27 protein-coding genes are annotated in these 23,812 nt (G+C 49.5%); 2 read left to right on the plus strand and 25 right to left on the minus strand.

The genetic code is table 11. The features are described 5' to 3' along the window. Positions 1-351: a hypothetical protein gene (locus tag LT85_RS27010; protein WP_040126117.1), complete on the plus strand. Its 351-nt coding sequence runs from the start codon at positions 1-3 to the stop codon at positions 349-351. A 117-nt stretch (positions 352-468) separates the two neighbouring features. Here LT85_RS27010 and LT85_RS24865 read toward each other — a convergent pair whose 3' ends face one another. The 22 genes from LT85_RS24865 to LT85_RS24965 form a co-directional block, all read right to left on the minus strand. Beyond that, positions 469-2,352, minus strand: a complete 1,884-nt coding sequence (locus tag LT85_RS24865) for an O-linked N-acetylglucosamine transferase family protein (protein ID WP_052135601.1) — start codon at positions 2,350-2,352, stop codon at positions 469-471. A gap of 119 nt (positions 2,353-2,471) precedes the next feature. Beyond that, positions 2,472-2,906 (minus strand): single-stranded DNA-binding protein, encoded by a 435-nt coding sequence (gene ssb / locus LT85_RS24870; protein ID WP_040126118.1) that lies wholly within the window; start codon positions 2,904-2,906, stop codon positions 2,472-2,474. Positions 2,907-2,946: 40 nt separating this feature from the next. Next, positions 2,947-3,720, minus strand: coding sequence for a KfrB domain-containing protein (locus LT85_RS25710; protein ID WP_052135602.1), 774 nt, complete (start codon positions 3,718-3,720; stop codon positions 2,947-2,949). 54 nt (positions 3,721-3,774) lie between these two features. Then, entirely contained in the window at positions 3,775-4,170 is a 396-nt protein-coding gene (locus LT85_RS24880; protein ID WP_040126119.1) for a hypothetical protein, read from the minus strand. After that, positions 4,167-5,096, minus strand: coding sequence for an OmpA family protein (locus LT85_RS25715; protein WP_052135603.1), 930 nt, complete (start codon positions 5,094-5,096; stop codon positions 4,167-4,169). Before LT85_RS25715 ends, LT85_RS24880 begins: the two co-directional genes overlap by 4 nt. A 97-nt stretch (positions 5,097-5,193) precedes the next feature. Continuing rightward, a complete protein-coding gene (locus tag LT85_RS24890) occupies positions 5,194-7,470 on the minus strand; it encodes a YadA family autotransporter adhesin (RefSeq protein WP_081992872.1) in 2,277 nt (758 codons plus the stop codon). A gap of 124 nt (positions 7,471-7,594) precedes the next feature. After that, positions 7,595-8,125, minus strand: coding sequence for a phospholipase D family protein (locus LT85_RS24895; RefSeq protein WP_040126152.1), 531 nt, complete (start codon positions 8,123-8,125; stop codon positions 7,595-7,597). An 89-nt stretch (positions 8,126-8,214) separates the two neighbouring features. Next, entirely contained in the window at positions 8,215-8,778 is a 564-nt protein-coding gene (locus LT85_RS24900; RefSeq protein ID WP_052135604.1) for a hypothetical protein, read from the minus strand. A 36-nt stretch (positions 8,779-8,814) separates the two neighbouring features. Further along, the gene (locus tag LT85_RS24905; protein WP_052135605.1) at positions 8,815-9,654 is read right to left on the minus strand and encodes a lytic transglycosylase domain-containing protein; all 840 of its coding nucleotides are present in this window, start codon (positions 9,652-9,654) and stop codon (positions 8,815-8,817) included. Beyond that, the gene (gene virB11 / locus LT85_RS24910) at positions 9,641-10,666 is read right to left on the minus strand and encodes a P-type DNA transfer ATPase VirB11 (protein ID WP_040126121.1); all 1,026 of its coding nucleotides are present in this window, start codon (positions 10,664-10,666) and stop codon (positions 9,641-9,643) included. The genes LT85_RS24905 and virB11 overlap by 14 nt, the downstream gene beginning before the upstream one ends. A 10-nt stretch (positions 10,667-10,676) precedes the next feature. Then, a complete protein-coding gene (locus LT85_RS24915; protein WP_040126122.1) occupies positions 10,677-11,864 on the minus strand; it encodes a TrbI/VirB10 family protein in 1,188 nt (395 codons plus the stop codon). A 2-nt stretch (positions 11,865-11,866) separates the two neighbouring features. Further along, positions 11,867-12,661: a P-type conjugative transfer protein VirB9 gene (gene virB9, locus LT85_RS24920; RefSeq protein ID WP_040126123.1), complete on the minus strand. Its 795-nt coding sequence runs from the start codon at positions 12,659-12,661 to the stop codon at positions 11,867-11,869. A 25-nt stretch (positions 12,662-12,686) separates the two neighbouring features. Further along, the gene (locus tag LT85_RS24925; protein WP_040126155.1) at positions 12,687-13,367 is read right to left on the minus strand and encodes a type IV secretion system protein; all 681 of its coding nucleotides are present in this window, start codon (positions 13,365-13,367) and stop codon (positions 12,687-12,689) included. Beyond that, on the minus strand, positions 13,364-14,230 hold the full coding sequence (locus LT85_RS24930; protein WP_040126124.1) for a type IV secretion system protein: 867 nt from the start codon (positions 14,228-14,230) through the stop codon (positions 13,364-13,366). Before LT85_RS24930 ends, LT85_RS24925 begins: the two co-directional genes overlap by 4 nt. A 3-nt stretch (positions 14,231-14,233) precedes the next feature. Further along, on the minus strand, positions 14,234-14,593 hold the full coding sequence (locus tag LT85_RS25720; protein WP_052135606.1) for a hypothetical protein: 360 nt from the start codon (positions 14,591-14,593) through the stop codon (positions 14,234-14,236). Next, a complete protein-coding gene (locus tag LT85_RS24940) occupies positions 14,586-14,804 on the minus strand; it encodes a hypothetical protein (RefSeq protein WP_040126125.1) in 219 nt (72 codons plus the stop codon). The genes LT85_RS25720 and LT85_RS24940 overlap by 8 nt, the downstream gene beginning before the upstream one ends. A 34-nt stretch (positions 14,805-14,838) precedes the next feature. Further along, positions 14,839-15,507, minus strand: a complete 669-nt coding sequence (locus tag LT85_RS24945; protein ID WP_040126126.1) for a type IV secretion system protein — start codon at positions 15,505-15,507, stop codon at positions 14,839-14,841. Between the two features lie 47 nt (positions 15,508-15,554). Continuing rightward, on the minus strand, positions 15,555-15,713 hold the full coding sequence (locus LT85_RS26845) for a hypothetical protein (RefSeq protein ID WP_156117690.1): 159 nt from the start codon (positions 15,711-15,713) through the stop codon (positions 15,555-15,557). Between the two features lie 2 nt (positions 15,714-15,715). Beyond that, the gene (locus LT85_RS24950; protein WP_040126157.1) at positions 15,716-18,343 is read right to left on the minus strand and encodes a type VI secretion protein; all 2,628 of its coding nucleotides are present in this window, start codon (positions 18,341-18,343) and stop codon (positions 15,716-15,718) included. A gap of 22 nt (positions 18,344-18,365) precedes the next feature. Continuing rightward, positions 18,366-18,665: a VirB3 family type IV secretion system protein gene (locus LT85_RS24955; RefSeq protein WP_040126127.1), complete on the minus strand. Its 300-nt coding sequence runs from the start codon at positions 18,663-18,665 to the stop codon at positions 18,366-18,368. Beyond that, positions 18,662-19,027 (minus strand): TrbC/VirB2 family protein, encoded by a 366-nt coding sequence (locus LT85_RS24960; protein WP_052135607.1) that lies wholly within the window; start codon positions 19,025-19,027, stop codon positions 18,662-18,664. The genes LT85_RS24955 and LT85_RS24960 overlap by 4 nt, the downstream gene beginning before the upstream one ends. 88 nt (positions 19,028-19,115) lie before the next feature. Further along, positions 19,116-19,445 (minus strand): hypothetical protein, encoded by a 330-nt coding sequence (locus LT85_RS24965; protein WP_052135608.1) that lies wholly within the window; start codon positions 19,443-19,445, stop codon positions 19,116-19,118. Between the two features lie 144 nt (positions 19,446-19,589). Here LT85_RS24965 and mnmH point away from each other — a divergent pair, with 144 nt between their 5' ends. After that, the gene (gene mnmH / locus LT85_RS24970) at positions 19,590-20,690 is read left to right on the plus strand and encodes a tRNA 2-selenouridine(34) synthase MnmH (RefSeq protein ID WP_253273788.1); all 1,101 of its coding nucleotides are present in this window, start codon (positions 19,590-19,592) and stop codon (positions 20,688-20,690) included. Positions 20,691-20,753: 63 nt separating this feature from the next. Here mnmH and LT85_RS24975 read toward each other — a convergent pair whose 3' ends face one another. The 3 genes from LT85_RS24975 to LT85_RS26850 all read right to left on the minus strand — a co-directional run bounded on the left by LT85_RS24975 (position 20,754) and on the right by LT85_RS26850 (position 23,064). After that, positions 20,754-21,872 (minus strand): fatty acid desaturase, encoded by a 1,119-nt coding sequence (locus tag LT85_RS24975; RefSeq protein ID WP_040126128.1) that lies wholly within the window; start codon positions 21,870-21,872, stop codon positions 20,754-20,756. A 55-nt stretch (positions 21,873-21,927) separates the two neighbouring features. After that, on the minus strand, positions 21,928-22,674 hold the full coding sequence (locus LT85_RS25725; protein WP_052135609.1) for a helix-turn-helix transcriptional regulator: 747 nt from the start codon (positions 22,672-22,674) through the stop codon (positions 21,928-21,930). Between the two features lie 120 nt (positions 22,675-22,794). Then, positions 22,795-23,064: a hypothetical protein gene (locus LT85_RS26850; RefSeq protein ID WP_156117691.1), complete on the minus strand. Its 270-nt coding sequence runs from the start codon at positions 23,062-23,064 to the stop codon at positions 22,795-22,797. Positions 23,065-23,812: the final 748 nt, after the last annotated feature.

Consider the following 23,812-nt stretch of genomic DNA (forward strand, 5'->3'; position numbering starts at 1 on the left):
ATGTCAGTCCGGATCCTGGCGGCCGGCACCAGGTCCACGGCCAGGCGCTCCTATCTGGTCGAGCAGCTGGCCGGCGCCGCTGCCGGCGGCGGCTCCCTGCAGCTAGCGCCGGATCTCCGATCGGAACAACCAGGGCGAACACCTGGCGCCGGCTGCGCCGGCGCAGCCCACTCCTGCAGCTCGATGTCAGTCCGGATCCTGGCGGCCGGCACCAGGTCCACGGCCAGGCGCTCCTATCTGGTCGAGCAGCTGGCCGGCGCCGCTGCCGGCGGCGGCTCCCTGCAGCTGGCACCGGATCTCCGATCAGAACAACCAGGGCGAACACCTGGCGTCTGTTCCGATCAGACATAAAAAAGCGCCTCGGGCGCCTTTTTTTTTGATATCTCGGTGCCAGGGATAAAGAAGAAACCAAAGAACTTTGGAGAAATTAGCAATTTATGAGTGTCCAGTAATGCATACGACAAAATATTATTTCACCCAGATATGCGCCGGGCTTGCATCGGCCTGGTACGCCTCCCACATGGTTATGTAGGCACTTTCTAAGTGTTTAGAAAATTGTTTTGAGTCAAACAATGCGCTTTCTCGGCTTGTCACTTTAAGTTTCTGGCGCAATGTTAACAGCTTCGTCGGATTGGTTGCCAAATCCAACGCCAGCTGTTCATACTGTTCCAGTGATGTCGTAATTAATTCTGGAATTCCTGCCGCATTAAGCAGACTACCGGCAACGCGGCCAGCAAACGTTGTTCCTACGCAGGTGACCAGTGGCAAGCCAGCCCAAAGGGCATCACTGGTGGTTGTATGCGCGTTATAAGGCAAGCTATCCAGGAACAAATCAGCAAGTTGCAAGCGCCTTAAGTGCGATTTCAATTCCATATGCGGAGCAAAAATCAGTCGATCTCCACTGATGCCTCTTATTTCTGCCTCTTTACGTAAATTTTTTTCTTGCTCGGGCGACTTACTCAGCATCCAGAGCACGCTATTACTGACCTCTTGAAGCAGACGCATCCAGATATCGAAAAACTGCGGCGTTATTTTGTAGCTATTATTGAATGTGCAAAAAACGAAATCTTTATCTAAAAGTCCTATGTCATCGCGACTATGCGGCTTATCGCCAATTTCTCTCCTTGTATCATTTGGCTGATACGAACCAGGGAGATAGACAATTTTTTCTGCATAAAACCGTTGATGATCTTCTGGAACGATAAACTGGTCCGCAATAAGGTAGTCGATAAATTTCGCGCCCATAGTACCGGGGTATCCGAGATAGTTGATCTGGATCGGCGCTGGCCGGTATGCGAAGACGCCAGGTCTTGCGTCTGTCGTATATCCTTTCAGATCGACAGCTATGTCAACTTCTAAGGCCCTAACAATATCCGCGATCTCCTTGTCCGACTTGGCGCTAACATCGATGAATGTTTCGAAACTCGCTTCGAGTCTCTTTCTCATTACGCTTCTATCATTTTCGCCAAAAGATATTCCGATGACGTCAAATCGGCTTTTATCGTGAAGCTCAAATAACTCAACCATCAAAAACGCAGTGGCGTGTTCATGAAAGTCGGCGGATAGGTACGCAATGCGAATGCGATTATGTGAATATTTTTGCGATCCGCCTAGTGTTACGCTTGACCGTGAATAATGCTTCTCCGTAAATTTTTTCGCTACCTGTAGTTGGTCCGGCATTGAGTCAGACAGACCCAACAGGTAGAACGGATCGATGCAAGGTATTCCTTCGCTTATTTCAACCCGTAATGACAGAAGTTCCTGATTCAATCCAGACCAATCACAGCACATCATTTTTGCATGCAAGAGTAATCCGCGCGCATATTCAGTGTAAGCATCCAATTTCAATACTCGCTGAAAATGCACGACTGCCTTTGCAAACTGGCCGGTTTGAAGCAGAGCCACCCCATAATTCATCAACAGAGTTTCGTCATCCGGCCTCAGTATTTGAGCGACATCATAATTCTCTAACTCAGCTTTATAATTTCCTAGTTTGCTATATACAATGCCGCGATTCAAGTAAGCTTCGAAGGATTTTTGATTCAGCGAGACAGCCTTGTCAAAGCAAGCTAGTGCATCAACGTTTCTATTGATCGCCTGTAGGGAAACACCCAAATCATGCACGGGTTCAAATGAGTCCGGAGAAAATGCCAACGCCTCTCTAAAACACGTAATTGCGGCAGCGTGTTCTTCCATTTTCTGTAGCGCTACTCCCCTGTAATACCAGTTTTCAACTGACGTTGGATCTATCTTCAATGCCGCCTCAAGAGACTTCGCGGCATCAACATATGCCCCGCATTGATAAAACGCCTGCGCATTTTTTAAAATTTCTGCTAAACCGGAGTCAGGCATAGTTCTTTTCCATTCGATTTTCGTCGCACGTTATAAAGCACTTCATCAACAACCTCCAAAAAAACGCAGCCCTCGTAAGGGCTGCGCGAACTTTGTTTACGAATTAAAAAAGGTATATTTTAAAACGGAATGTCATCCCCCCTAGGATCCTGCGACGTATGAGGCCCCTCCGACGACGCACCTGCAAGACCAGGAGATGTGTCACTACCGGCTGGTCCCTGACGGCTGCCGAGCATCTGCATGGTGTCGGCGATGATTTCGGTGGTGTAGCGCTCAGCGCCGTCCTTGTCTTGCCACTTGCGCGTCTGCAGGCGGCCTTCGACGTAGATCTGCGAACCTTTTTTCAGGTACTGGCCGGCGATCTCCGCCAGCTTGCGGTAGAAGGTGATGCGGTGCCACTCGGTTAATTCTTTTTTCTCGCCGCTGTTCTTGTCTTTCCAGCTTTCCGTGGTGGCAACGGCAATGTTGGTGACCGCTTCGCCGTTCGGCATGTAGCGTGTTTCCGGGTCGCGGCCGAGATTGCCGACGATGATGACTTTGTTGATTGATGCCACGATGACTCTCCTATTGTATTAAATAGTAATTGCGTTGCAACTATCGACCAAAGCTCTTCGGCTCAATCCCTTTGTCGATTTTCCCTTGCGCTTCTTTACTGCCGAACTCCTTGACAATACCAACCCGATTAGCTGGATACCGTATTTCAACATTTTCCCCGGCCCTCAATAAATCTCTATTCAAACTGCTGAGCGCTATGCGTTCGTGCTGAACGTTCCGCTCTCGACCGTTGATTTTGACCAGCTGAACGACATACTTATCATCCACACTCGTAATCGTTCCGTTGTATTGCCCGCCTTTTTCGGCCAGCAGAACAAAATTTCCCTTCTCCATGAAAGCCTTCTCGCTTTTATAAACACCGCGCAGAGATTCGTTTTTAAAAGGATTGAGAGCATCACGTGAGTCGTTATAGACAAACGACCGTGCTGCACTCATGGCAGCCATTTCATACGCGGACGGCATTTGATTTTTCACTTGCGATTGCATAGTGCTTTCCAAAATTCGCACGAAACCAACCCGCTCTTCCTGTGTCAATTTATCGCGTCTTCCTTGTCTAATCAGTTGAAGTGCGTCGTTAATGACCTCCAATTCGACAGACCTCTTTAAATCATTTTGAAATTTTTTCATTTTATTTCCCAATAAAATTAATGCGCCCCACCATAGAAATAAGAAATAATAATTACGACGCAAAACAGACCCCAAAACACAGGTTTCGGTAACATCCAGATAGCCCTTCGAATAATTGCTCGCATGGCGGTTCCGATCAGCTGCGACAAATTTGGAATCATACAAATCCTCTCTATTTTTAAACATAAAATACCGCCTACCCAGGACAACTGAGAGGCGGCATATCGCAGTGCAACGAGTTCAGATGCTTAAGTCTTGGATCCAACGGAGCGGCACCGGCAGGACAATACGGTCAGTTGCAACCTGCATCGCCTGCCCTAAACTTTCGGCCTCTTCCACCGACATATCGAAATAGCTGGATTTTTCCAAAGCCAGATTTTGCGAACATTCTCTGAATGACAAAAGATGCTTCTTAGTCTCATTCCGCATCGCATTAAAATCTGGATGCTCACACTCGTTTTCGTATGCAGTGAAGAAAGCAATGCGAGATGCGGATATGCTGGCCCACTCCCTCCCTGCCAAGCGCCTAGCAGAATCACTCGCGCTCGACATCTCTAAGATTTGCCAGAAAAAAATGAACGCCAGTGCAGCAGTGGCGATTACGAAAATTTTTACCCCAAGCGCCAGATATTTCATCTGGTCTCTCCTGGTGGTAATGAGAGAATTTCAACGCGTCGATTGGGGGCAAGACAGGCGATGACAGACGGAGACTCTTTTCCAGGACATGCAATTAATGGGGATGATGACCCTGCGCCTTGAACGGTGAACGTACTTGTGACGCCATCGTTTTTCAGTTCATCGGCGATTGTCTGGGCACGAGCCTTCGACAGTGTTGCGTTGTGCTGCACTGATCCGAGTCGATCTGTAAAGCCTGTGACGGCGATTTTTTCGGGTGGCGCGGTATTGATTCGTTGCGCCAAAATATTGACGATCTGCTTTCCTTCCTGCGTGAGTGCAGCACTGTCAAATTTGAATGTCGTACTCGCAGACAAAACAATCGGCTTGGCTTTTGGCGCAACTACAGGTAAGGAAGGAGGCGGTGTTGGCGCAACACAATCTGCCATGTCACGCTCAACGTCGAGACGTAATTTTTTGGCCCGTTCGATCTGCGCCCAGCCATGAACCCAGCGCGTACCATGCGTCTCTTCTTGCTCTTTCCATATTTCATCCGTGAGAACAGCCAATCGGCCGGCCGACTCGCTCTTACAAGAAGACGCAGAAGCATGGATATTAGTTACTTCTATTTCGCGGATGGCTTTGGCCCAATTCGGTCGTGAAGGCCAGTTTTTGACAGTATACAGAGGGATAAAGGGAGCACTACCATCAACAAAATGTCTCCCGTTCTGTAATGCCTTCGGCGCTACATCGTTGAAAGTGCTGGATACCAGCACCTCTCGGTCCTGTCGGGCGGCTATTTCCAAAAAACCTTCAGCTAGACCGCGCTGAAACGAGTCTGGAATTTTTTTTGCTGCTGGCATCAAAGCGTCGGCTTCCGTGGCAACACTTGCAAATGCTGAGCCAGTGCATAGGGCCGCCAGAGCCAAAATGGTATTTTTTAGCATGGGTATATCCTCACAATTTATTATGGAAAATCACAATAAGTTGCATGTGGTTATCGAAGTGAAAGGAGTGGTGTATTGACACCACTCCCAATTGAATTTAGAAGCCTAAGGTTGCTCCAATCGAAGTCGCCATTTTTCCACCGCTCGTTGCGTGTGAAAAATGGGCGTTGATGAGAAATCTGTCCGAAGCCCAGTAGTTAGCTCCCACAGCTACAGCAGTCGCTCCCGCGTAGGTGCCCATGGCCGCAGCCAACTGGAAGTTACCTTCGGCACGAGCATTGGGAATGAGGGACGATGCGGCCATCGATGCAGCGCCGACAGCATTCATTTGTTTCGTGACTTGCTGTGAAAACTGCCCGAGCTTGCTGTCTGTGTAGGCATCGGCTTGGCTTACGCCAGAATTCACCATGCCCGTTACTTGACCGAGATTGGTGGCATCCGTGCTGTACGTACCTGCAGCGACGTTGGCGATGGCACGTTCAGCCCCGGCGCTCCCGACACTGACGGTATTGCTTCGATCGGAGACGGAACCAGGGCCAATCGCAACTGAATTGGCGCCCGATGCCACCGGATTGGGCAGTCCGCTTGTGTTGTTCGCCGCAATGGAACTTCCAACCGCGCCAATAGCGCCGCCAACGCTATTGTAGGTAACGCCATTGATCGTATAGCTTGGTGCAGTAACGGCCCCAGTGGCCGGATTGTAGGTTGCTCCGCCCCCCAAGTTCCCAGCCACCGAAGTGCCAAGTGCATTGACGTTGCTGCCCAACGCATTTACGGACTGATTCGTAGCATTAAGCTGACTGCCGTTTACTGCATCGGTGCTAGTCGCGTTGACCTGGCCGGCGGCCACATTTGTGACGGTTCGTTCGGAACCGACGCTCCCAACGCTGACTGTGCCGAGCGGCACAGTCCCGGCGAATTTGTAAGCAGTTCCATTGATCGTCGTGCCGGTGGTGGCAATTGTTGCCGCTGTAGTCGAACCGGCCCCCAATGCTACTGAGTTCGCTTGAGTCGCCTGAGCGCCAGCACCAAGCGCCACAGAATTGTTGCCTTGGGCGAGTGAATTTGCACCGATTGCAACTGTTGGATCGCCTGTCGCCTGAGCATTGAAACCGATTGCAACAGCACCAGCGCTAGATGCCTTAGATAATTGTCCAACAGCTACGGTATTCGCAGCTGCGGCAGTTGAGTTGTCCCCTACCGCGACCGCGCCGACTCCGCTTGCGGCAGACGTTGCACCTACCGCCACAGCACCAACGGCTGAGCCAACAGAATTCGCACCAAAAACCACGGTTTGGTCGGCGCTAGCTGTTGCGTTCAAACCACCAGCAATTGCCGAATTCCCGGCGACCACTGTTCCCGGCCCGATTGCAACCGCATCCGTGCCGGTTGCGCTCGATGCCGCGCCGGTGCTATTTGCTTGAAAATACTTGGTTTTAAGGTCGGTGTACGTGTTGGCTTGGTTTAAAGTATTGGCGCCAGCCGCATTGAGCTGATTCACATTGACCGCATCTGTGCCAGCAACACCTGCAGCTACATTATGCAGACTCACAGGCGTTGTAGAGCCGACGCCACCCAAGGTAATTGCGCTATGGCTTGGATCGTCGTACTGAACACTATTCGCGGCCAGAGTGCTCACCGCACCCAAAGCACTTCCGACGTCGTTGTAAGTGCTGCCGTTGACAGTGTAGGATGGTTGCGTGATAGCGCCAGTGGCAGGATTGTAAGATGAACCGCCACCCAAGCTGGATGCGACAGATTGACCTAATGCCGTTTGACTGGTACTTAAGCCTGAAACAGACGTGCTCAAAGTTGAAACTGTACTACTCAAGGCGGTTTGGCTGGTACTCAAACTGGAGACAGAGGTGCTTAGGTTTGTTACTGCTGTGCTGACGGTATTGAGTTGATTGACATTCACCGCATCCGTACCATTGACGCCAGGTGCTACAGTCACAGTTCCTGGATTCGCCGTGGTGCCTCCATTGTTATAGGTGACAGTGCTGGGATTGGCACTACTTTGAATGAGAGTCGTCAACTCACTAGTTGTCGCCGCATATCCAGCGTTCGTCGTGCCTGTTGGGCAAGTACTGCTAGGGGTCGCATCCAGCACGAAACCGAGGTTTGCGGGCAAGGGAATATCGGTGTTGCCAGTATAGGCAGTCCATGTACCGGTTTGACCGCCAGTGAGTCCAGGAAGCGTTCCTCCATTCTGCATCACAGCACTAGGGCCCTCGCAAAGCAAAGTTCCCGCATTTGCCTCATGCATAGATGGTACGGAAAATGCGATGAAAAGTGCTGCAGATAACGCCGTTTTTCCATATGGAAATTTTTTTTTGATTACTGCTTTTTTAGAACATATAATTGTGGTAGCCATTTGTAATACCTTTTCATTGAGACGTGGAAATTGTTACTTGGTTAGATCGGTGCGGGTGCTACAACACCTGTACCGACCGCATACTTATGAGACGACGATATAAATCAAGGGACCTCTCTTTCAATTAATAACTGGATTGATATGTCACTCCCTGCTGCCAGCGACTTTGCCAGTGCGCGATATACTGCCCAGCAATTTGCGGATTGTTCCAAACGACTATGACGTTTTCACTGTTACTTTTCGCTGCAGCGGATGAGTAGTTAAAACTGCCCGTCTCGACGTGCCGCCCATCGATCACGATGTATTTGTCATGATGAATTGGATACGTATTGATTGTCCTGGTAGGAATGCCTGCGTTGACAAGCAAATTAAGCGCTTTCTGCGGCGCGCTTGTTCGAGTCTCTTGCAGGTTATTCTTATAGTCCACCAGCACAGCAACATCGACGCCCCGACGCTTTGCATCAATTAGCGATCGCACGACCGGGGGCGACGTAAATGAATATGCCGCCAAGCGGATTGACGACCTTGAAGCCCGTATCGCCTTCAATACCAGGGCCTCACCACTACCATCAGGAGAGAATGCGGCTTCGACAGATTGAGCTGCAGGCGCCTCTGCCTGATTAGCGGTCATAGCATCATTGAACTGATTTAGCATGGACCCAAGATTGCCAGCGACTGCTCCAGGACCAAAAGTAAGGCACAAGGACATTAGAAATATTCGACGCATAAAATATTCCTACTTTCTCACTGTGCCAACGAATTCAAATGAATTCGCAGGCTGAATTTGCGCTGCATATAGACATCAATCGCCATAGGCGATTGCTGCTTCTGCCAAACAACCTTGTCATACACGTTCACGTAATTGCCGTCGTCAATATTCCCGGCTTGATAGGAGCTAAGTAGTTTCCCGACGCAAGCGCGCTTGCCATTCCCGTTCGTAGGATCCGTTTGATCGCCAAGCTGCGGAGTGTCAACGGTGGACCCGTTTGGTAAAGCTTGAACAACATTGATTCCTTGTGGTGCGGCTTGTAGCGGATCAGGGCAAGGGTCGTATGGGTCATTGACCATCTGTGCGTAGTTCGCACCGTTATCGTTTTTGTCCGACATGTCGCAGCTAGGAAATGGCCTACCGTGCGTCAGATCGTCGTACAAACGATTAATGAACGAGACACAGTAAGGCGCTGCAGTCGGGCCGTTAGGATTGGCCAGGCACAACAATACCGTACAGCCATATTCACTAGCTTGAGCGGCGCCAGTGACTCCTGTGGCACCAACCAACAACAGAACTGCCAATATTTTCTTAATCATTTTCAATTCCAAAAAATAAACTGCGAATTAATCAAATTAATCAACCACCATTACAAACGCATCGGTACCAGAATCTGTATTGCCTCCCCGTTGAACCTGAATCGCTTCCTGCTTTCCAACTGGCTCAATAACAACCGGCGGTAGCTCGTCGGTCTTGGCAGGCGCTAACTGCGGTACATCACCAAAACTTACCCAGTCACCGCCCTGGCTGGCTTTCGCCAATTTCTGCAGCGGCTGGCGACCGACCGCACGAACTGCTACGGCAACATCGCCGCTTTGCTGCTCAACGGCTGGAACTACCGTTGTTGGACTGCTTAAATTGAGCGCATTGGAAACCACCTTTTGAACATAGCTAGTTTCGCCAGGCCGATCTGGCCGAAAGCCACGCGTAAAATTTCCGCTGTAATAGCAAGAAAACGAAGCCCGCAAGGCTTGTTGTTCATTCGGGATTTTTTCTTTTGCTCTTACATAGCAATCTTTAAGGATTGCCGCGCCGGCCTTGATATTGCGGCACGGCTCAAAGATCGTTTCGTAGGTTTCGCCATACTTGGCGAGGTTGTATCGATTGACTTGAGCCAGCCCTAGGGAGAAATTAAAGCCATCCTTTTCCAGAGTTTTTGCGGTCGCGACCGCTTCGGCCTGGCTGCGTGGAGTCCGCGCCAACTTCCCATTGACGACGCCAATGGCAAACGGATTGAATGTCGATTCTGTCGTCACGACACCTTTGAATGTTTGCGGATGGATATCAGGAGCGCATTTGGCAACCAGTTCTTCAAACTCCGTGAGGTGCGGCGGAACAGCCGGCGCCGCAATAGCCATCAATGGCAATGCGTTGCATACACTGATCCCCGCCAGCAGCAGATTAATTGCCTTCATAAAGGATCTCCGAGATGAAGCGGCGCCCACTGTTTTTATCGTAGGAAAATTGAACAACCACCTGGATCAATGATTTGGCGTAGTCGATAATTTGCGACTGATTTAACGCAATACCAGCGCGTAGCACCATCATCGAAAGACGTTCATACATCATGGCCGGGCTATTTGAGTGGATCGTCGTTATCGATCCACCCGCCCCGGTATTAAGCATTTCAAGGTACGAATAAGCTTCTGCACCACGAAGCTCACCCATGATGATTCTGTCAGGCGTCAGCCGTAATGACGCCTCCAACAAATCAATTGCAGAAACTTTCGAAACGCCTTGGCCACCACGCGAGTACAGCAAGTGCAAACAATTCGGCTGCGGCGGCCGTATTTCTCGAGAATCTTCAATCGTCACAATCCGCTCATAGTCCGGAACCGTCTTGAGCAAGGCATTAAGGAACGTCGTTTTACCTGTGTTGGTTCCGGCAGAAACCACTATATTCTTATGCGTCAGCACGGCCCCCCGTAAAAATCCCTCCCAGTCTTTTTCCTTGCACATCCGTGTTAGGTTTTCGTTCGAATATTCGACGCTCTCCTTTTTCTCGTTGATGTTGTTGAAGGCGCCTTGCTTCTTGTAATCCTCAATGGTGAGATCCAACAATGAGGGCTTACGAATACAAAGTGCCATTGTCTTTTCCCCGACAGCCGGCGCCTTGACAACCTGGACGCGATAACCACCGCGCTCGGTATCATCGACACCATCAGACAAATCAATAGGCATCGTTGCCGACAACAACGGGCGTTCTCGATCTGTCTCCTGGCTGGAATACGACGCCGTAACGTCTGCCAAGGACTCCAGGAGCGCATACGACAGTTCCGGCATGTCGATGCGCTCCATATACCCCTGCCCCTGCCGTGCAACGAACATTTCAAAAGGCTTATTGACCACCAATTCAGTGACCTTGGCTTCATCAAGGTATGGCTTCATAGAAGCCAGTTTTTGCCGGAACGATGCGATTTGAGACATTTAAATTCCTTCAGTCAATAAGAACTGCGCCGTCTTGCTGCTTGGCTGCGTCCGCTTGTTTCTTATAAATTTTTGAGAAATCCAGATCCCGATTCACAAAAATGCGAATGCGCGTACCGGCCGGAGCAGTAATTGTTGGAGGGATATTGATATAGGGCGCCAGGACCGACTGCGAGGTCTGAGCCGCTGCTTGCTGGACCGATTGACGATATTGGGAGGAAGAGTTGTTTTGATCGCCAGTGGACACCCCAGTATTAGACGCACCAGCGCCAATGATTGAAATCAAGGATGATGTGCCAAATATTTCGGCAAAATGCGTGTCTACCAACCCGCCAATACCCGACGTACCGAGCTGGTCAGACCCGATGCTGTCCAGCACAACCTCGCTGATAGTGTTATCTGGGTTGGCCGTGCGCAAGGTATTCCAGACTGAAAACATGCGACTCTGCCCCTTGGCCAAGGACGAGTTATAGACGCCACACATTCGCGAACCCCAAGGAATCAGCTTCAAGCGGCCGCGCTCTGCATACACATCGCTTTGAATCGTAGCGCAAATGGTTCCCGGCAAATCAGAGATAGACCTTGGAACGATGATTCCATCAAGAACCTTACCCTGAAGGATTTTGTATTCCAGGTCTGTGATGTTGTATGCGAGACTTACAGGAACCCCTGTACCCGACACTGAACGGGCAAACCGTGAATTGGTATCCTGCGCCCCTTTGTCTCCAGCAGTTCCCGCGCCCAATCCAGCCTGTCCTTGCGCATCTGCCGCCGTGGACGGCCCCGCCTGCGCGCTGACACCACTAGGCTCAATTGCCGATTTTCTCCGTGCCTCCAAAAATTTGCGCGCCTGCTCTTCGCGCTGCTGCTCCAACTGGGCCTTTTGCGGATCCGCAGCTTGTTGGCTAGCTGGTGTTGCTGTCGGCGTGACAGCCGGTACAACTGCGGCGGACTGTTCCTTGAGCTGAGGTACTGGCTTACGCGGCGCCACCGTCAGATTAGCGTCAGGTAATGCGGCAGATTTTGATTCTCGCCCCTTTAAAAAATAGACCGCGACGATGGCAGAAACAGCAATAACGCCTATCGCAACGCCGTTCATTTTCTTTTTACGACTCGCGGCAACAATCGACGCGTTAGTCTCTTTCTCCCAAGAATCTACGGCCTGATCCCGAGAATCTAATGGTTGCGTAGTTGCCATTATTAATGCCCCCCGCCCTTCAAGTCACTAGCGCTACTTGCTAATTTCTTGGCATTAATGGCTATATTCTCTACGCACAAATGTGCATCACCGTTACGCAACGTGAACATATGACCAAGTCGCTCAACTACTAGGTACTCGCCGTCCCTGCGCGTGTTTACAACCGACTCCTTCCCATCGCTACCAACAATATAAATACCCGGTTTTTCGGAGTTTTTCTCGAACAAGAACCACGTGAATTCACCATCGTCGAAAACACTTTTCAACGGAATTGTGGTCTTGTCACCGGCAGCGAAATAGTGGGAGTTTGTCTTCGCTGGATCAAATCCCTTTGTCGTACGGTCGTTACTTTGGCTCTGAACAGCGTTCGACACAACATCGACTGAATTCGCGTTTGGGTATATGAATCGCACCAAAAACGTTATGTCACCCTGCTTTGAAGAGCTGTTGAGTTTGAAAAAGTAGGTGCGTTTGTTAGTCACAAGCGTCATATTTGTGGCTGCATTGGGCTCGACAGGCTTAACAAACACCCGGCTTCCGCTAATAACCGTTTGCCAAGCAATCGAGTCACCTATCGTACGAACTTTGATAACCTCGTCCGGCGCAAGCTCAATCGTTGTCTGATAGCCGTAGGTGCCAACAATTTCATACACCTGGTTCGCGTCATAAGCTACTTGTTTGATTCGTTGATCCGACACCAACGAGTTCGGCGTTTTCGCGGCATGCGCCGGTAACGCCGAAAACATCGAAGCGCCGGCAATGGTGGCGGCGGCGATAGAAAGGGTATTTTTCTTCATGATTTTCCTTGTATGTGCGATGAGATTATTGAGCGCTAAATCGTTGGCTCTTACTGTAGGAAGTTGAGGCAAATCCCAATGGATTTTCCCAACGATCCCCAAGCGCAAGCGGCTTAAACGTATAGATGTTGCGTATCATGGCTGTGTAGTATTCGGACGTTTCCACACCATCTTTATCTTTCGTGACGCTTTTAAATTCAACCTGGTAAGCGTCGCGTTTATCACCAAGAGGATTGATGGCCGTAATAACCGGGTAACGTCTTGCGCCTGGCTGCAGCTTGTAATAAGGATTGTCTGGATTGTCGGCGGCAGTCTCATGGTCGTACTGCTTTGCTACCGAAACAGTCGAGTGCAGGCGGCACAAATCAGCGTTGCGTTGACGCCAATTAGGATCAAACGTGTTACAGGCCGTAATAAAAGTGTTGATATCGCTTTCGACAAAACTTTCCAAGCCAGTGATAGTTTCCTTGGTCACGACCTGCTGCTTGATGACATGACCGTTCGCATCCAACACACTCACTACCGGAATAACTTTTTGGTTAGCAGCCAGGTACGCTACCGCCACCCCCAAACTAACTATTGCGATAATGCAGCCAGCACCAAACAGGTTTGAGCGATTCCGTTCAACCTTGACTTTATTGACCCCGCCAACTTGTGTCTGTTGAGTCTTTGGATCATCCTTGAACGTGTTTTTTCTAAACATTATTTGGCACCTTTTGTAGTAAGAGTTCGGACAGCCATCATTAATAACGAAGCGCCGCCGACCGTTGCACCGCCGGAGAGAGCGGCAGCCCATCCTTTGATCTGCAACATAAAAATAATCAAAACAGCTTCGATGATGAGGAGATAGGAAACTTGTTCGCCGGTAATTAATCTGGCATCAATGAAGCCGGCCGCTTTACCAACCTCATCGATGTAATCGCCAAATGCCAAAAATCCGAATCGGACAATAGCGATCACTAGGATGTAGACCAGCGAAAAATTGAACATCATGCTTAGCCAATTCATGAACCACTGTCTCGTTTGGCTAAACATGGCGAAACCGATGAACAACGGCAAAAGCACCATCGTTATCGCCAATCCAAATTTGGCGATAGTCATGTAGACCAGAGCAACGCCGAATAAAATTGTATTGACAATCAATATGCCCATACCTTCCAAGATCGCGTTGACCTGATACCAATCAACACCGCGAAGCGTTTCTGACACCTTGTCGGCATTGGTGTATAGGGCATCGAGCATATTGGCTGTTGGTTGTCCTGCCATAATCGTTCCTGCAGCGGACTCCATAAACGATACGAAGATGTTGTAAATCGTCAATGCAAGGCCACCCCAATTCAATGTCCCAAAAACCGCTGAAGTCATCACGGCTTTTGTGAGCACATCCCGCCATTCCAACGGCGAGTTCCCCGCGTAAACCTTGTATCCGAGCAGTGCCCAATACAAGATTGCGGCGTAGGTAATTGCAGGACTAATCGCAGACGCAATAGCAGGATAGGTCTGTGTCAGAAACGAGGTTGTGATGCCATCTGCAGCGCCGATAAGCCCTGTTAAAGTTAGGGTAGACATTGGCTATTTAGCTCCCGTTACCTGTTTCCAATGGCTTACAACATCGGCATTCACAATATCGTCGATGGTCAAGTGCACGCCGGTATTTGCCTCAACTCTTTTCGTTATATTGAAAATGCACACGTCCCTGGTGTGTTCGCGCTGCGTCGGCTGAAAATAAAGGTCAGCCTCGCAGTGAGTTGGAAACCACTGGCTAAACTGTTCCTTGGTCGCGGTCAGCAACGGATTCCCGGTTTTCTGCTCCGGTTGAATGACGGTCTGCGGCAGCATTGCCGTGCGCGGATCGGCCATTGGCTTTAGTAGGGTCTGCAGAAAAAAATAGGCCCCAATCAGTACACCAATAATGATTAACAATTTACGCATTGGTTACCTCAATATATGGCGTGTTGTCGATCGGCCGAAAATCGCAGCCGGCACACGGCGACGTATCCAGCTTGGCCGAATTACTGGCGCAGCCGGCGATGATGGCACCCAAGAACAAGATGGCGAAGAACCGCCAGCTTTTCTTGATAATCCAGAACGGGATCCATGCCGGCGCGAAAACGATTTTCAACAAGAGAAAAAAGAGTTTCATAGCGATATTCCTTCGAGAGTTTTGGCGATTGAAATTATTGGTCGGCGCGCTTGTAGCGTTGCTGAATACTTGCCGACGCCTGATTTTGTTGGTTCAACAGATTCGCCTGCAGGTTCGTATTCATCACATTGAGCTTCGCCATGGCCGAAGTGAGCATGCCGTTTTCGGTAGAGATGCGGTTTTGAAGATCGGCGGCATCTTTGGCGTTGACGGTGGTGTCAACTTGTGCTGCCATCGAAGCCAGGTTGTTGAGATGGGTCTGAACCTCCGAATACAAGGCATCGCCGCCAGTCAAAGCGGCGCGTACCGAATCGGTACTCAGCTTGTAGCTAGTAGCCGTCTGCCCGTTAGGATTCTGGAAAAGCTCTTGCGGAAGGGTCTGGATTATCTTTTCGTATGATCCTTGGCTGGCGCCGAACGTCCCGCTACTCTGTTGAGCAACGACTTCTTGCCATGAACCCGGAACAACCGAGGATTTCTGAATAGAATCAGTCAGGCCTGACAGGCCCCGGCCATAGCTACCCGTAACAGCGTCGTATTGCTTTTTGACTGTTTCGTACGTCTGCTGCAATTGCGCCAGATTAGCGGCTAATCCAGCCCAGGTAGCAGCATCGCCAACCGGTACGCCTTGCGCGAATACCGATGTGGATGCAGAAAAACTCATGGCGATAGCCAGGGAAATAAGTTTCTTTTTCATGGTCAAACTCCTATTGGTTAGAAATGTGTTTCTTGGTTTAACGGGACGGCCAATTACGCTTTCTGCTCATCATCGTCATCGTGGCGATACTCCGCGACCGGTGGCGGGGAAGGAGGTCGAAGGCGCAGCCGCAAAAATTCAGCATCGCTTAAGCGAAGCTGGGCATAGTCAGCGTCGTTCGAACCATCAGGAAAGAAGAATTTCGTCGTCATGGCTAAACTCCTTTTGGCTTCAAGTTGTGGGTGTTTTGCGATATGGCGCGTTCCATGAATATCGGCACCCATTGTTCCGGCTCATCGGTGCCAAGCTCTGCAATGATCGATTCCATAAGGGCGACGCCTTTGTCGTTAGACGATAGAACTGGAATGAACTCGGGTAAGTCGGAAATATCAAAAACGGCCCTAATAGACTCATTGCCGCGACGAATCAGAAACTTGCGATCTGATTGCGGCGTTTCTCGGATGAATTTGAATTCCTCTTCGGTCAGGCCCAGCTGGTCGACGTAATCAGGGTGGTTGGCGCCATCGTTCGGCAAAAAGAGTTTTGTCACTGACTGCTTTTGTATTGAGTCCGTTTCGCAGAACAAGTACTTTGCATCAGGCGTGACAAAAATCAGCAGCCCATTTTTCCGCCGAATTTGCATAATGTAGGCGTCGATCTTTTCCTTCCAGTACGCATGCTTCACCAAGTTCTGGCCCTCTTCCAGTACGATGATGAAAGGCAGACCGTTCATGGCCTGCTCGATCCGATGGAATGGATAGCTCAACACGACCGGCAATTCCGGTCGTGCATCCTGCCCCTTGATAAGCTGCTGCATTTCGAAGCAATAGTGCCTACAAGCCGTTAAATCGATGCTGTCATCCTGGTTGTCGAACACGCCCCAATTCGCGCCCAAAACGCCATTGGCACCGTGCCAGATGGACATGTCTTTACTCAGATCTCCCTGGCCAAAACACCATGCGACATTACGCAACCGTTGATCCGCGATCGGAAGCAAGTAATTTTCATCGACCGCCTTCTTAAAACGCTTAATATCGTCAGGAACGATCACACCGCCGTAGCAGGTTCGCATAAGCGACAGCAGCTCAATCAAGTAAGTGCGGTTATCTGGCGTGTCGGGCAGCTTGAAAGGATTCCAACCACTGTTGCCCATTACAGATAGCGTGGTGTGTTTTCCGCCCATGGCCTTCATAAAGACTTTTGCGCCATGCCGGTTATCAAACCAAAAAACACGCGGCTCAGCCTTGTCCGCCATCGTTACCAGCGCTGCTAAGATGGTCGTTTTCCCGGCACCAGTGTCTGCAGTAACTGCCGTGTGTCCAGCGACCATGCCTTCCAGTTCTCGATGAAAGTTAAAGTGATAAGCAGTGCCACTTTCGGTTTCAAAGGTCATGATTGCCGGCCCCCACAAATTGCCATCAATTTTTCCGATGGCAAAATTGTGTAGCGAGGCGAATCCGGCAAAATTTGCCGACTTGATTTTTCCGCGCCGCCCAATGTATTTCTGAGCCTGGCCCGGCAATTGCGACCAAAAGAAGGTTTCCACCCCGAACCACTCGCGAACGGCTTTAACACCAAGGCCGACAAAAGCCTTTTTCAAATGCCCGATAGCAGTATCCAGGTCACTCATGGTCAGGCGTTTATTTTCGATGGTGTTTGGCGAGTGTGAAGGTACGTGCACAAACATGGTCAGATGGTGCAAGCCATTCACAGACCGGCCACGCCTCAGATCTCGCATACCCTGTTTCAGATCATCGACATCTTCATCGGCCGCACCATCCTTGTCGTTGACTTCGGTACGTTTTTTTTCGGTCTTCATATCGGACTCGTCATGAATCCGATCTGTGAAAAAGAAAGACTGTGTGATGATGAATTCAACAGGCAACTTCAAGAAATCGTCCAGCATGTGCGATGGTGTGCGCGTAGGCCATTCAGCCATGCTTATCACCGCGCCGGCACGTTGATTCACAAGACCTTGACACTCCATCACATTACTAACGGCCTTGAAATTCAATCTCGACATTGCAAGCGCCTTGTCGAGCGTCAACTCGGTTACAGGAACGCGTTCATCTTCCAGGTTTATCAAATAGTGGAAAAATCCACCAATCTCAGTAAAATCCTCTCCGAGAAAATCGAGAACATCGGCGCCCTGATAAAAATCATGAAAGCCGTAAACAGCCTGAAATTTCGACCAGTTCAGCTTAAAGCCGTGAACCGCGTGTTTTGCAAAGTCACTCGAAATCGGTGACAACGGCAGATCTGGCCGTCGCTGAACCTGCAACCTACGGGCGCCATAATCAGACAAAGATTTGATAACCAGGCTCGATGCTTCGTTAATATCCTTCGCCTGCTCATCAAAAGATTCGATATCTTCCTGAGTAACCTGATTGCCGGAAAAAATATTAGCTACACGATCGATCAATCCAGGCGCCCCTTGACGAAAGCGATTACGCACAATTGAAATATAAATTTCATTGACGTAGAAGCTGCGACTTTCGCAGCGTTGGCGCCACGCCGCATTAAACTTACGCGCAAACCATGTTTTACCTTCGCCGGCGGGATAACTATCAAGCTTGCGCCGAATCAGGTGAACGTAGATGCCGCGATCGCTATTTGCAATCGAGCGCAACACCGTGTTGCGTCGATTTTCAAACTGCTTGATCTTCTTTGTTGAGAGGGATTCAAAGTACAAGCCATCGAGCTTAATGACCTGGACCAAACCATCATCCTTTGTAATAACCGTGTTGTCATCGTAATGAACGGTATACGGGATCATTAGGCTTGCAGGCATTTCGTCATCATCCTGCTTGGCCCCATTCGGAACCGGCATCGACATTGACATGTCGAATTTTTCTTTGAGTGTGTCAGCGAGGCGCATAGCTTCGGCATCCCCATAGTCGTTGATTTACACATGCCTTTAGATTCATGTACGCGCCGAAAATATTGAACAAGTACACGTCTTTTAAGCAAACCAGGTAAGAGATAAAAAGGAAAGCTGGCGCCAGTCCGAACATCAATATGGAACGCGTTACCATCGCGGCCATAACCGGGACAAAACAACTGATGCCAATGCTGGTCATCGTCAACCCGCCTATCATCGAAGGGCGGGCCATCGCGACAACGAGTAATTCCCCTTCGTCTTCGAATTTCTCGCCGTTCATCATTGAATAGTTCCGGCGCTATTCTTAAGGCTGAGAACTATGTTTGGTGCAAAGAACACGAGGCAAATTCCAAGCCCCCAACCGCCGAGGTCCATTAAATTGATGCGCCCGGTTTTCCAGCGATAACCCTGGATCGCCAAGGTAATGATGCCGATGTAATAGCCCCACTCGAAAATCAGCAGGTTTGCCGCCATCTTCAAGAAAGCCGTAGCGCCATCGAACGGGCTGCCCGTCGTTTGCGCATGGGCGAACTCGGGCATAAAAACAAAGGCGATCACTAATGTGTTCACCAGAACGCCCAAGACTGCGTCCAATTTATCCACTTTCTTATCTGCCACTACTTCCGGTTTTTGTGTGCTGTTCATTTCGATCCTTTTTAGTTAAAAAATAATGCAGGCGGTTTAGTCAATAAATTGCTGTCGTGTTTTTGGTCCTTTTTGGTTGATGAAAAATTTACTGATTCGAGTTGTCGTTGGTCCTCGCTAAATTCCATTTGCCAACCCGCACAAATACATCTGTCGCGGACTTGAAATTTTCTTGGGCATAAGAAATTGCATTCAGAATATTTCTCCACGCTTTCGTGTCACCCCGCGCCGTTTCAATCGCAAAAGAGTCGCCCTTCCCTTCAAATTTCACTGCAACAGTCCAATACCCTCCCTCTGTCTGATGCACGGTTACGGAGTATTTCCCGCCAAGCGATGCCGCCACCTCCAAATCGCGCTTGGTTAATTTGCTGGGCTGAGAGCACACGATCCGTACCGCTGCATTCGTCAAATCAGTCATATTTATCCACGTTTTAAAGAATTGTTTTATTTTATAGCAAAATAAAAACAAAATCGATTTTTGTTTTACAAAACTCTATTTTGTCAATTTTCACTACAAAACTGCCGAGGTGTTCATTGTCCAGTTCATACTATGCAAACAACAATGGGGGTAATTATTTGGAGATTGCGGCTATTCGCGGTATGCTTAAAGGTTTATAAAATTTTTTTGCATAAAATGCGCGACTTCAAAGCCTACGATCTGGTAATTGACGCGCGCTCTCCGCGTGAGTACGAAGACGATCACGTACCCGGCGCAGTGAATATGCCGGTGGTCAATAATGAGGAATATGCGGAAGTTGGCACCCTGCATCGCACGGACAAAATGGGGGCATACCGCATTGGTGTGCAGTATTCGCTTCGGAACATTGCGCGACACCTCGCCATCGATCTACCCAAATACGACGAACGGATCCGAATTCTTGTTTATTGCTTTAGAGGCGGGAAGCGCAGCAAGCTCTGGGCTGATGCGCTAGAGACAGTCGGCTACAACGTCGAGGTATTAAAGGGCGGCTGGAAGAGCTACAGGCGTAGCGTCAACGACCGACTGGCGACAATCCCCCCGCTCTTTCGATACAACGTCTTGAGCGGATCCACCGGATGCGGAAAGACCCGTTTGCTGTATGCCTTGCACGCAGCTGGCGCTCAGGTCCTTGACCTGGAAGATATCGCCTCTCATCGCGGCTCGGTCTTAGGCACTCTCCCAGGGAAACAGCAGCCTTCGCAAAAATACTTTGACTCTCTATTGCTTGAGAGATTTTCCGACTTTGATCCTGGTCGTCCAGTGTGGGTCGAGGCCGAGAGCAAGAAAATTGGTAATGTTCAACTCCCTATCACCCTGCTGGAAAAGATGAGAGCCGGACTGACAATCCGGATCGAAGTGGATTTACAGCAGCGGGTGTTGTTGTGGCGTCAAGACTATCGACATTTCGAGGACGACCCCCATGCCATGCTGGACCGCCTGAAATATCTTCGCCCACTGGTCGGCGGCGAAGAATTTAAAGTATGGGAAGATTTAGCAACACGGCACCAAATGCCGGAGCTATTCGCAAGACTGATGACACACCACTACGACCCGGCCTATCGCCGCTCTGTGCTGCACAATTACCCCGCAATCGATGCCTCACCGCTGATTACAGTGGACGACTTGTCTCCGGCCGGACTGCTGCCGGTCGCAAGGTCAATGCGAACCCTCTACGAAGGCTAACGATTGGTGACTGGATCCCGGCGGCCTTGGTGACATGGCCAGCAACCTGGTTGGCCAGCCAGATCAAAGATGTGTAAGATGCCCAGCCTTAAGGGCTTTCGCCAGCATAGTTGTGCCTATGCAGTCTGATTGATGCTCTAAGGTTTCACGAATTTCAAAGTCCCTAATCCATGTGTCAAGTCGGCACTTCATAATTCGCGTGAAAAAGGGCGGGACGAGCGCAACTACGAACATGACAGGATAGGACGCCGGGAGCGCCAGGCCGCCTTTGACGGCCCCCAATTCGTAATAAGGCCGGGAGATGACTAAATGATGTTGCCCATGAAAAGCATGGTTCAACGTAATGCATGCTTGCATCCAGCAACCATCCTCCCAGGAAAATCCAAAATCACCAAGCTCGGGAGTTTCCTTTTCAGATAGCCCCCAGTGCTGCAAATACGTGATCGCCTGCACTGAAAATGCAGCGCCGAAGACCTGAAACAGGTATATCGCAAGGCCGACTTTCCCCGCATAAATTGCGAATATTGTCCCGATCAAAACGGGTACAACCGCACGGCGGAACAGTCTATTTGCAATCCAAGATTTTTTAGTACGCTTCAATCGGAAAATCTCGTACTCCCAGGCGTAACCCAAAGACCTGATATAGCGACTAGCGGCATAGGCGTAAATTGAAGTGCCAGGCACAGCGGCATCGCCACCGTAATAGTGGCCGGTACGCGCATGATGGCTTAAATGCTCTTCAGGGAAATGGAAATAGCCGACCGATGCAATCAGGACCGCGCCTAGCCTCCGGTCAAAACTGCTCCGCGCATGAATTAACTCATGGCCGATTGCTGTGTTCAGAGAGCTTACGATCCAAAGAGCGAGAGCAAAGCTGATGCAGTCCATCAGTGACATTGTGTGCGTAGCTAGAAACCAAACGCACCAGGGCAGCACCACGGCCCACAGAATAACGTAGGCCCGTGGAATCGCCCGCAGAAACACGCCGACCGCTTTGGACGGCTTCCTATTCGGCTCCGATAGATCGTTGCCAACAAATTTGCGCAACACGGGTAATACGACGAAGAAAAACAAGACTGAAAGCCAAAAAAACCCAGTATATGCACCGATCACCAGCAAAATTTGCGGCGCTAGAACCAACAAATAACCGACATTTTTCACTGCCCTATTCTTCATTTTCATCCTGTCTCCGGCTCACTATACGGCCATGTCGGCGAGCGATCCGGCAAACATCTCTCTACCCGAGAAGCCCCGCCGCATCGGCTTTCATCACCGCTTGGTCTATTTTATCCACGTTAAATTTTTCTTTAATGACATTCAGCTTCCGGTACGCTGCCGTTACTTTAATGTCAAAAAGCGCTGCTATTTCATTCGCGACGACACCTTTTTTTGACAACTGAAGCAATTCGACCTCCTCATCGAGCAGGCTGAATTTACGCATTGCTTGTTGCTTCAACCGATTACTCCACCAGTGCAAAAGTTCCGTACCGAGTGCACCGAACTGCACTCGCTTTCGAAGAAGCATCGGTTCACCGATTTCTTCTGGCAGTTCAGAGCCGATATACAGCAGGCCCATGCGCTTGTTTGAATCCATGCTTGAATGTGTCGGCACCACTAGTCCGCTGCGGAAACCATGCTCCGCGCTAACCCGCATGATTTCGGCTTGCCCAGCCGTTTTAACTTTGATTTTTGACCCGACAGTAGGAGCGGTATTTGTACGTGCGTATTCAAAAAAAGGATCATTCATCATCCACATACGCTTATTGTAAATCTGACATAGTTCAGGTTTACAGCCTATGAAAAAACGAAAACTTTCATTTGCAGCACTAAATTCTGGCGGCAGGAGTGTCGTGTAGACGAACCACTTCGCACCTAACATCGTAATAATTCTAAACGTTAATTCGTTAGTTTCTGTTTCATTCAAACAGAGTGCCAAGCTACCAATTACGTCGATTACATCTTCTGTTGCCAAAATCGTTTCCATGTTGAATCTCATTGCCTGCTGACAGCGATTTGCTATACAGGTCAGTCTAACAAGAAACACATGAACTATCTGTGAACAATTGTAGCTAGAAATTTGTACTAGAGCCAACATCTATAAGGCTTAGCGGCCGTTTTCTATTTCCTCATCAGGTTGAAATGGTGTTTCACAAGCATGACATTGCAACCGAGAAATTAAAATTTCCGAAGGAGGTTCTGCCCACACAAAAACGGTTTCTTCCGAACATGCCAAGCATTCTTTCAGCAAAAACGTAAACGGAGTATCACAATTTTCGCATTGAATGGCATGTAATTCATTGGCAGCTAATAGTTCCAGCTCATCGTTAAATTGATGCTGGCAATGGGGACAGCTAAAGGTCAGTTCTTCGCTCACGTTAAATTACCCTTGAAAATGTCCATGCACCAATTCTTATGGTGACATTCTTGCAGTCGTCGCAAGTTTCTTGTATGTACACGATGGCGTCAGCGAGATTCGTCCAAGTCTTTAATGCGCCACGGGCTGTGAAAACGTCATAGTGTTTTTTTGGCTGTGTGATCGTAATAACAGCCTGCCATAAACGACTATCAAGCGTTTTAATTTCCACCGAGTAGTTATCTCTATTCGTCTCAGCAATAATGACAATCTCTCGTTTATTTAGTCCCATATTTTCATTCTGGATTTGACGTCAGCCCCTATGATTAGAGGTCGTATTTTACTTTAGTGCATACAGTTTCTGCTGTTTTTCGGGCTTTTAGCTACCAATACATCAAAACCACGAAGATCAGCCGTTCTTAGGTGCTCCCGCGTCCCTATGGACAAGTCAGGATATGTGGATAACGAAAAGCCGTTACCCACATACCCAAGACTTGACCACAGGGAACCCTCGCGATGTTTGCCTACGGCCTGACGCGCTTCGCTTGCCTCAATTTATATAAAATTCCTCAAACCAACCCCCGGCCTGCAGGCTAGCTTTACCGACCGTTGTTTAGCATGACAGGGGCGATTTGAGTCTGAGGACTGAAGCGAAGCGAAGGAGCGAAGATGGCCCGTTCAGGGCCACCCCTGTTTTTCATGGCGGAGCGGCGGCGCCGACCGGCGACGCGTAGCCAGGTACAGGCGGTTAATTATTTGTCTTGAGGCT

It is taken from the genome of Collimonas arenae, assembly GCF_000786695.1.
Taxonomy (GTDB): Bacteria; Pseudomonadota; Gammaproteobacteria; order Burkholderiales; family Burkholderiaceae_D; genus Collimonas; species Collimonas arenae_A.

Coding starts and splice junctions, on each gene's coding strand:
- LT85_RS25720 (WP_052135606.1), bottom strand. CDS start 14,593: ATGCGTAAATTGTTAATCATTATTGGTGTACTGATTGGGGCCTATTTT.
- LT85_RS25715 (WP_052135603.1), bottom strand. CDS start 5,096: ATGCTAAAAAATACCATTTTGGCTCTGGCGGCCCTATGCACTGGCTCA.
- LT85_RS24905 (WP_052135605.1), bottom strand. CDS start 9,654: ATGAAGGCAATTAATCTGCTGCTGGCGGGGATCAGTGTATGCAACGCA.
- mnmH (WP_253273788.1), top strand. CDS start 19,590: ATGGGGGTAATTATTTGGAGATTGCGGCTATTCGCGGTATGCTTAAAG.
- virB9 (WP_040126123.1), bottom strand. CDS start 12,661: ATGAAGAAAAATACCCTTTCTATCGCCGCCGCCACCATTGCCGGCGCT.
- LT85_RS24865 (WP_052135601.1), bottom strand. CDS start 2,352: ATGCCTGACTCCGGTTTAGCAGAAATTTTAAAAAATGCGCAGGCGTTT.
- LT85_RS24955 (WP_040126127.1), bottom strand. CDS start 18,665: ATGATGAACGGCGAGAAATTCGAAGACGAAGGGGAATTACTCGTTGTC.
- LT85_RS24940 (WP_040126125.1), bottom strand. CDS start 14,804: ATGAAACTCTTTTTTCTCTTGTTGAAAATCGTTTTCGCGCCGGCATGG.
- LT85_RS24965 (WP_052135608.1), bottom strand. CDS start 19,445: ATGACTGATTTGACGAATGCAGCGGTACGGATCGTGTGCTCTCAGCCC.
- LT85_RS24915 (WP_040126122.1), bottom strand. CDS start 11,864: ATGGCAACTACGCAACCATTAGATTCTCGGGATCAGGCCGTAGATTCT.
- LT85_RS24895 (WP_040126152.1), bottom strand. CDS start 8,125: ATGCTAAATCAGTTCAATGATGCTATGACCGCTAATCAGGCAGAGGCG.
- LT85_RS24880 (WP_040126119.1), bottom strand. CDS start 4,170: ATGAAATATCTGGCGCTTGGGGTAAAAATTTTCGTAATCGCCACTGCT.
- LT85_RS25710 (WP_052135602.1), bottom strand. CDS start 3,720: ATGTTTAAAAATAGAGAGGATTTGTATGATTCCAAATTTGTCGCAGCT.
- LT85_RS25725 (WP_052135609.1), bottom strand. CDS start 22,674: ATGGAAACGATTTTGGCAACAGAAGATGTAATCGACGTAATTGGTAGC.
- LT85_RS24975 (WP_040126128.1), bottom strand. CDS start 21,872: ATGAAAATGAAGAATAGGGCAGTGAAAAATGTCGGTTATTTGTTGGTT.
- virB11 (WP_040126121.1), bottom strand. CDS start 10,666: ATGTCTCAAATCGCATCGTTCCGGCAAAAACTGGCTTCTATGAAGCCA.
- LT85_RS24960 (WP_052135607.1), bottom strand. CDS start 19,027: ATGAACAGCACACAAAAACCGGAAGTAGTGGCAGATAAGAAAGTGGAT.
- LT85_RS26845 (WP_156117690.1), bottom strand. CDS start 15,713: ATGACGACGAAATTCTTCTTTCCTGATGGTTCGAACGACGCTGACTAT.
- LT85_RS24950 (WP_040126157.1), bottom strand. CDS start 18,343: ATGTCAATGTCGATGCCGGTTCCGAATGGGGCCAAGCAGGATGATGAC.
- LT85_RS24890 (WP_081992872.1), bottom strand. CDS start 7,470: ATGGCTACCACAATTATATGTTCTAAAAAAGCAGTAATCAAAAAAAAA.
- LT85_RS24900 (WP_052135604.1), bottom strand. CDS start 8,778: ATGATTAAGAAAATATTGGCAGTTCTGTTGTTGGTTGGTGCCACAGGA.
- LT85_RS24930 (WP_040126124.1), bottom strand. CDS start 14,230: ATGTCTACCCTAACTTTAACAGGGCTTATCGGCGCTGCAGATGGCATC.
- LT85_RS27010 (WP_040126117.1), top strand. CDS start 1: ATGTCAGTCCGGATCCTGGCGGCCGGCACCAGGTCCACGGCCAGGCGC.